This is a genomic window from Corynebacterium sp. HMSC055A01, assembly GCF_001809405.1.
Taxonomy (GTDB): Bacteria; Actinomycetota; Actinomycetes; order Mycobacteriales; family Mycobacteriaceae; genus Corynebacterium; species Corynebacterium hesseae.
The window spans coordinates 75,567-82,299 of sequence record NZ_KV797553.1 but is presented as its reverse complement, the minus strand read 5'-3'; the positions used below and the strand labels follow the sequence as shown (position 1 = coordinate 82,299).

The following is a 6,733-nucleotide window of genomic DNA, read 5'->3' as shown; positions in this document are numbered from 1 at the left end:
ATGCGCTACCAACTGCGCTACATCCGCATTGCACGTTCCCGGCTGGTATGCCGTGGTGCGAGAAGAAACTTTATCGTGCACCGACCCAGTTTCCAAATCCGCAGCCCACAGCACTAATCCCCAACCATCCAACAGCGCATGGATTACATTAATGTGATTGAGACTGCGGTTACAGTGATTGCGCATGATTGCACTAGGAACACACTAGTACTGTCGGGAGAACTCCAAGATCCATCCGTTCTCGCACAGCCCTGAGTAGCCACTACACCCTTACAGTCGCGAGCAACCAACCAGAATAAATGCACGCAGAGTAAATGAAAGCGCGGTTGAGCTGGTCGATTAGGGGTTTCCATACGCGCGGTGTACCTTAAGTGCTGCACCGAGGTTCTATAGCTCAGTGGGAGAGCGTTCCGTTCACACCGGAAAGGTCGCTGGTTCAATCCCAGCTAGGACCACCATTAAAGCTGCAGGTAAAAGACGTGCAGCGTATAACACAAGCCTCCGCGTGGATACTATGTGGAAAACGAATCCGCATTTATCTGTTCACGCGGGGGTATTTTCTCATTGTTCCTGAAACTGGCCAAGAAAGCCAGACACGATAGCTCAACCCGTTGGGGCACGGCATGGTTGATAAAGCCTGCACGATATTGGACCTGCCCCGCGCGTAGTTACCCGATAACTCCATAATGGTTCAATAGAAACACGTGCAGGCATAGGGTGATAGATGTGCAGTTGCCAAAGTACGGCCCAGCCTGGGCAGGCTCCTTGATGGGAGCCTCAATTGCGTCAACTTTGTCGGGTTTGCATGGTCTACGCGTAGGCCAAATTGTTTTTGCTCTTATCGCAGCTGTTCTGCTGGTGATTTTTACCGTGGGCGCGAGAAATGAACCGCCTCGACACCAGAATATGGCTGCGTGGGGCATGTACACGATGGGCCTGCTGGCGTGCGGCTCGGCATGGACCGCGTTGACTGGAAGCGATGCCTTCCAGTTGGCAAGTTGGTGGATTGGTGCACCGCTATCGGTGGTGGTCTGCCTATGGCAGCTGTGGGGGTTGTTCAAACAGCCGCACCTCTACGACAAGCCCGCTTTTCCTTGGGGCCTGGCACTTGTTTCTCCCATGGTGGCGGCGACCTCCGCAGGTCAGTTGGCTATGAACCACGGGCAGTTCTACCACTATGCCGGTGAGCTTTGCTTCTTCCTCACGTTCATCACCGCAATTCCGCTGTTCGCTTATTGCTATTGGTCTTTAGTACGCTGTCAAGATAGGCCGCGCGAGGCGGCTGCGGGTACGGCATGGATCCCACTCGGCGTGGTTGGACAGTCAACGGCGGCCTCGACACTGCTTTTTGACGCCCACCTCTACGGCATCATCATGTTCATCATTGGTGCGCCCTGCGTAGTATTCGCAATGTATTGCTTTTACCAAGCGGTAGTCGCGTGGGCCCCTTATGGCCCAGGCTGGTGGGGCTCCACATTCCCTGTCGGCACTTTGTGCCTTGGCTCCTGGAATGAAGGCTGGCACCGGTTGTCCCTTGCTTTATTGGTGCTCCTGCTATTGCATTGGGGAGCCTCTGCGCTGCGCTTCGGCACATGGCGGTTCCAACGCGCCTGATCACATACGCTCCGGCCAATCCCACGCCCTAAGCCGTCGTCGACATTTCAGGTACCGTGGGGCGCCATGAGTGACACTGCTCTGATAAACCACCTCATGGGGCCCGACCGAGAAGGAATCCGCTTGATTGCGGTGAGTACGCTCCACGGCTCCGCCACCATCGATGGAACCTCAGGGCCAATGGGCAACGCCACCGACGGTGAACTCTTCGCCGCACTGCGCGAGTGGGCCGACATTGCCGTCGTCGGCTCAGCCACGGTGAAGTCGGAAGAGTACGGACCGTCGACAAGCACGCGGCTCGCCGTACTCAGTCACTCCCTTGACTTTGCCGGGTTCGAGGGTTTCATTGCAGCAGGCCCCATCGTGCTTACCCCGGAGGAACGCGCATCGTCACCCGAGGCACGGCGCTTAGCCGACGCCGGCGCCGAAGTCATCAGCACAGGTACCGGAACCATGAGCGAGGCTATTGCTGCCCTTCGCGCCCAGGGCGCACGCCGCATCAGTTGTGAGGGCGGCCCTTCCGTGTACTCCGCCTTTATCGCCGAAGGACTTGTGGACAAGCTCTATTTGACGCTCGACCCGCACCTATCGCCCTCCGTCGAAAAGCCCGTCATCGATGGCAAAGCCACCTCCCCTGCGCTCAAGCTCGAGTTGGAGAACGTTGCTGCTGTCGACAGCACGGTGTTTCTGCGCTATCGACGAACCCAAACACCGTAAACTGTGCTGCCGTGACTTCTCCGGCTCCCTCAACCTCAGATTCCGCGCGACTGTGGACGGCCGCCGCGTGGCCCGCCGCCATAGTCTTGGTTTTCCATCGCGTGTTCGTACTCGCCTTCAACGGCACGGTGACCGATGATTTCGGCACCGTCTACCGCGCAATCCGGAACCTGTGGGAGGGCAACCCGGTCTACGAACAGAACTATTCCTTCGTCGAGCCGCTCTACCTATACAACCCGGGCGCAACGCTCCTCCTATCCCCCTTGGGGCTTGTTTCCGAGGAACACGCGCGCATCGCCTTCATCCTGGCCAACGCCGCGGCCATCGTCGCCGCCTTGGCCCTACTGACTCGCTTCGTAGGCCACAGCCTGCGAGGCCCCTTGTGGCCAGTCAGCGTCGCTGCTGCCTTCGCTACCGAATCGGTCATCAACACGTTGGTCTTTACCAATATAAACGGCGTGCTACTACTCGCCATGGTGGCGTTTCTAGTCTTGTTGGATAAACACGGATGGGCCGCCGGGCTGTGCATCGGTCTGGCGATTCTGGTTAAGCCGCAATTTGCCCCGCTGCTCTTCCTCGCTTTAGTGCGCAAGCGCTGGCTCACTGTAGGTTTGGGCGTGGCTATACCGCTAGTGAGCAACCTTGCTGCTTGGCCGATCGTCCCGGGCGTGGAAGGCTTCCGCGCCAATCTTCTTCCCTACCTGGCGACAACGCGCGATTATGCCAATGCCTCGTGGCCGGGCGTGCGCGCTTACTTCGATCTCCCCGGCATCATCTACTACCCCATCTGGCTCCTTTTCGCGGCGCTAGCCGCAGTGGCCATCCTCGGGCTTCTACGCTGGCGCAACAGCGAGCCCACCTTCTGGGCGCTGAGCACAAGTGGTGCCATCATGGTCGGCATCTTCTTCCTTTCCTCCCTGGGTCAGCAGTACTACTCCATGTGGCTTATCCCCATGCTGTTTACGGTGATGCTCGGACGCTCGGTCTTCCACACGTGGGGAGCATGGTTGGCCGCATTTTTATTCTTGGCGCCGCTCGAGTGGACGTCGACAAGCATGCCCACCGCCGCACACTGGATGAGCGTCTTCATCGCCACCATTGGGTGGGGACTGCTCATCGTGGTGACCGCCACCACCGTGACCGGCTGGTGGTCCGCGGAGCGAGGGGCTAGCCCAAAGCCTCAAGCTAGCGATAAACTCCCAGCATGACTGATTTCAAGCTCATTGCAGATACCGAATGGCGCAAGCGGTTAAGCCCCGAGGAGTACCACGTTCTGCGTGAGGCCGGAACGGAAGCACCGCACGTCGGCGAGTACACCAACACGACTACCGAAGGCGTGTACTCCTGCCGCGCCTGTGGTGCCGAGCTCTTCCGCTCCACGGAAAAGTTTGAGTCGCACTGCGGCTGGCCGTCCTTCTTCTCCCCTTTGGCCGGCGACGCCATCATTGAGCGCGAAGACAATTCACTGGGCATGCGCCGCATCGAGGTACTGTGCACTAACTGTGAATCCCACCTCGGCCACGTCTTCGAGGGTGAGGGCTACGATACGCCGACGGACCTGCGCTACTGCATCAATTCCATCTGCCTGGATCTAGAAGAAAAGCCGGTCGAGGACTAAACCCTCAACCGGCTTCCGGCGCTTTTCGCGGCAGCTACCGCGAATTATCGCGGTTCTTAAGGCAGGATCGCGATGAGCTCAGCCACGTCCTTCACGCGGCGGCCGGTGTGGAAAGGAATCTCCTCGCGCACGTGGTGACGAGCCTCGGTGTAGCGCATGAGGTACATCAGGTCCACGATGCGGTGCAGCTCCGGGGCCTCAAAGGCCAGGATCCACTCGTAGTCACCCAGCGCGAAGGCTGGCACGGTGTTGGCGCGTACGTCCGGATAATCACGTGCCTGCATGCCGTGCTCCATCAGGATGCGGCGGCGCTTTTCCTCATCCATGGTGTACCAGTCGTAAGAGCGCACGAAGGGGTAGACGGAAATCCACTCGCCGGGCTCTTCGCCCATAATGAAGGACGGCAGGTGGGACTTGTTGAACTCCGCCGGGCGGTGCAGTGCATTGCCCACCCAGGTCACCTCGGAAACCTGCCCCAGGGTGGTCTCGCGGCGGAAGTCCGCAAAGGCCTTCTGGATGTCGGCGAATTCCTCAGCGTGCCACCAGATCATGAAGTCAGCGCTCTCCCGCATCCCGGAGAGATCATAGATACCGCGAACGGTAACCACGCCTGCTTCCTCCAATTCCGCGAAGAACTTCTGTGCCTGCGCCACGCTCTCCTCGCGCTCGGTGCCCAGCGCACCGGGGATTACTTGAAAAACCGCGTGCTGCGAATAGCGCTGGACCTTATTGAGCTCGGCGAAGTTGACCTTCGACATGCCTTTCTCCTTCTTTCAACCGACAGAGTTTCGCATCCATCATAAGTTGGAGACAACCCCTCGCGCCACTAGCCTTTCGGCGCGCCTTCCACCGCCACGAGGGCGGAGCTTATACGTTGTTCCCCGTGAGCAATTCCGACGTTTCTTCGCGCAACCTCGCAGGGGCACCGACCAACCTGCACGATCGCACCGCCGTCTCCCCCGCCGATTCGCGCCCTGCGGAGCCGAGCACCCCGGCCGCCTTCACGGAGGCCGTTGAGTCCCTCCATGCCGCACAGCTGCGCCCAGAAATCACGTTGGGCACCATCCGCCCACCGCAGCGCCTAGCGCCGTTCAGCCACGCCATCGGCTTGGAAGTTGAGCGCAACGAGCATGGGGATAACATCCCCACCGACTCTGACGGCGATGCCTTCGGCCGCCTCATCCTGCTCCACGATCCCGGCGCTGAGGAGGCCTGGGAAGGCGCAATGCGCCTCGTGGCCTACATCCAAGCGGACTTGGACGATGCCGTCGCTGGGGATCCGCTGCTTCCCGACGTCGCCTGGGAATGGCTTACCGAATCCCTTGACGTGCGCGAGGCGACCCATACAAACCTGGGCGGCACCGTCACGTCGACCGCCTCGGTTCGTTTCGGCGAGATCGGCGGCCCGCCGCGCGCCTACCAACTAGAAATGCGCGCCTCCTGGACCGCCGCCGGCCTAGATCTCGCCCCACACGTGGAAGCTTTTGCGCAAGTTCTTTCCCTCGTCGCAGGGCTGCCACCAGAAGGCGTAGCGGAGCTCGGGCGCTAACATGACTGAACTGCGCCAGGTACCGGTTGACGGAACACCAAAGGTCCTGCTTTCTCCCCGTGAATTTCACGCCGCCGCCGACCGCCTGGCAGCTGGAACTGGCCCCTTCGCCATCGACACCGAACGCGCGTCAGCTTACCGCTATGACGATCGCGCGTTCCTAGTACAAATTCGCCGAGAAGGTGCGGGCACTTTTTTGCTCGCCCCGGAACACCACAGGACTGAGCTTCGCGCGGCCTTAGCACCGGTGCTCAACGGCCAAGAATGGGTCGTCCATGCGGCCCCCTCCGATCTTCCTTGCCTAGCCTGGCTGGGCTTGTACCCAGGCAGGCTCTTCGATACCGAGCTGGCCGCCCGCTTCGCCGGCTTTGCCCACCCCAACTTGGCAGCAATGGTGCTGGAGCTTTTCGACGTCCAATTGGAAAAAGGCTACGGCGATTCCGACTGGTCCGAAACCCCCATTCCCCGGTCGTGGCGCAATTATGCGGCGCTTGACGTGGAGTTACTCAATGAGCTCGCTGTGACCTTGCGCGATATCCTCGCGGAGGAGGAAAAACTCGACTGGGCCTATGAGGAGTTTGAGAAGATAGTCGACGACCACGCGCGCATTAAAGGCCCCGAGCCCCGCTCGTGGCGGGATCTCAAGGGCGTGTCCTCGCTTCGCTCCGGCGAGCAGCTCGCCGTGGCTCGCGAGCTGTGGCAGCGCCGCGAATCTATCGCGCGCACCCAGGACGTGGCCCCCAACCGAGTACTACCGCACCGCGTGTTGGTGGACATTGCTCGCCGCGTGCCCCGCTCGCCACGCGAAATCAACCAAATCAAAGGTTTTCCCCGACGCCGCGGGGGTGCGACCTTGCGGTGGTTCGACGCGGTTGAAACCGCACTGGCCAGCCCGCGCCAGCAATGGCCGAAGGTGCTGCGCAGCCCGCGCCCGGTTCCTTCCAAATCAGTTTTTAGCCGGGAGTTCCCCGAACTGTGGCAGCTCTACACCGAAATCCGTAGTGACTTCGAGGACCTCGGCGATGAGCTCGGCATGAGCTACGAGCTCATTCTCAAACCCAGCCTGCTACGCATGGCCGTGTGGGCGGCGTGTGGCCCAGAGGGTGGCGTCGCCGGGGAAATCACAAACGCTTCGGATATCCCCGATTTCCTACGTTCCCAGGGCGCGCGCGAGTGGCAAATCGAGCTTGCCTCCCCGCTTTTGTGCCACGGGCTGGAGCAGTAGCGCCCACTCC

At 60.4% G+C, this 6,733-nt stretch carries 7 protein-coding genes and 1 tRNA gene; 7 read left to right on the top strand and 1 reads right to left on the bottom strand.

The genetic code is table 11. From position 1 onward, the window contains the following. Positions 1 to 383: 383 nt before the first annotated feature. The 5 genes from HMPREF2604_RS03385 (at position 384) to msrB (ending at position 3,949) form a co-directional block, all read left to right on the top strand. A tRNA-Val gene (locus HMPREF2604_RS03385) sits at positions 384 to 458 on the top strand. A gap of 268 nt (positions 459 to 726) precedes the next feature. Next, entirely contained in the window at positions 727 to 1,614 is an 888-nt protein-coding gene (locus HMPREF2604_RS03380; protein ID WP_070563341.1) for a TDT family transporter, read from the top strand. 66 nt (positions 1,615 to 1,680) lie between these two features. Then, the gene (locus HMPREF2604_RS03375) at positions 1,681 to 2,331 is read left to right on the top strand and encodes a dihydrofolate reductase family protein (RefSeq protein ID WP_070563222.1); all 651 of its coding nucleotides are present in this window, start codon (positions 1,681 to 1,683) and stop codon (positions 2,329 to 2,331) included. A gap of 11 nt (positions 2,332 to 2,342) precedes the next feature. Next, positions 2,343 to 3,539: a glycosyltransferase family 87 protein gene (locus tag HMPREF2604_RS03370; RefSeq protein ID WP_070563218.1), complete on the top strand. Its 1,197-nt coding sequence runs from the start codon at positions 2,343 to 2,345 to the stop codon at positions 3,537 to 3,539. Beyond that, positions 3,536 to 3,949 carry a peptide-methionine (R)-S-oxide reductase MsrB gene (gene msrB / locus HMPREF2604_RS03365; protein WP_070563215.1) on the top strand — a complete coding sequence of 138 codons (414 nt, stop codon included), beginning with the start codon at positions 3,536 to 3,538 and terminating at the stop codon, positions 3,947 to 3,949. The genes HMPREF2604_RS03370 and msrB overlap by 4 nt, the downstream gene beginning before the upstream one ends. 56 nt (positions 3,950 to 4,005) lie before the next feature. On the opposite strand, the gene hemQ is transcribed toward msrB, so the two are convergent. Next, entirely contained in the window at positions 4,006 to 4,707 is a 702-nt protein-coding gene (gene hemQ / locus HMPREF2604_RS03360; protein ID WP_070563212.1) for a hydrogen peroxide-dependent heme synthase, read from the bottom strand. 176 nt (positions 4,708 to 4,883) lie between these two features. Here hemQ and HMPREF2604_RS03355 point away from each other — a divergent pair, with 176 nt between their 5' ends. Further along, complete coding sequence (locus HMPREF2604_RS03355; RefSeq protein WP_141746420.1) at positions 4,884 to 5,498, top strand: DUF3000 domain-containing protein; 615 nt, start codon at positions 4,884 to 4,886, stop codon at positions 5,496 to 5,498. Position 5,499: 1 nt separating this feature from the next. Continuing rightward, complete coding sequence (locus tag HMPREF2604_RS03350) at positions 5,500 to 6,723, top strand: HRDC domain-containing protein (RefSeq protein ID WP_070563206.1); 1,224 nt, start codon at positions 5,500 to 5,502, stop codon at positions 6,721 to 6,723. Positions 6,724 to 6,733 lie beyond the last annotated feature (10 nt).

Bases quoted from the DNA above. Each gene is read 5' to 3' on its own strand.
- HMPREF2604_RS03375 (WP_070563222.1), top strand. From the start codon at position 1,681: ATGAGTGACACTGCTCTGATAAACCACCTCATGGGGCCCGACCGAGAA.
- msrB (WP_070563215.1), top strand. From the start codon at position 3,536: ATGACTGATTTCAAGCTCATTGCAGATACCGAATGGCGCAAGCGGTTA.
- hemQ (WP_070563212.1), bottom strand. From the start codon at position 4,707: ATGTCGAAGGTCAACTTCGCCGAGCTCAATAAGGTCCAGCGCTATTCG.
- HMPREF2604_RS03350 (WP_070563206.1), top strand. From the start codon at position 5,500: ATGACTGAACTGCGCCAGGTACCGGTTGACGGAACACCAAAGGTCCTG.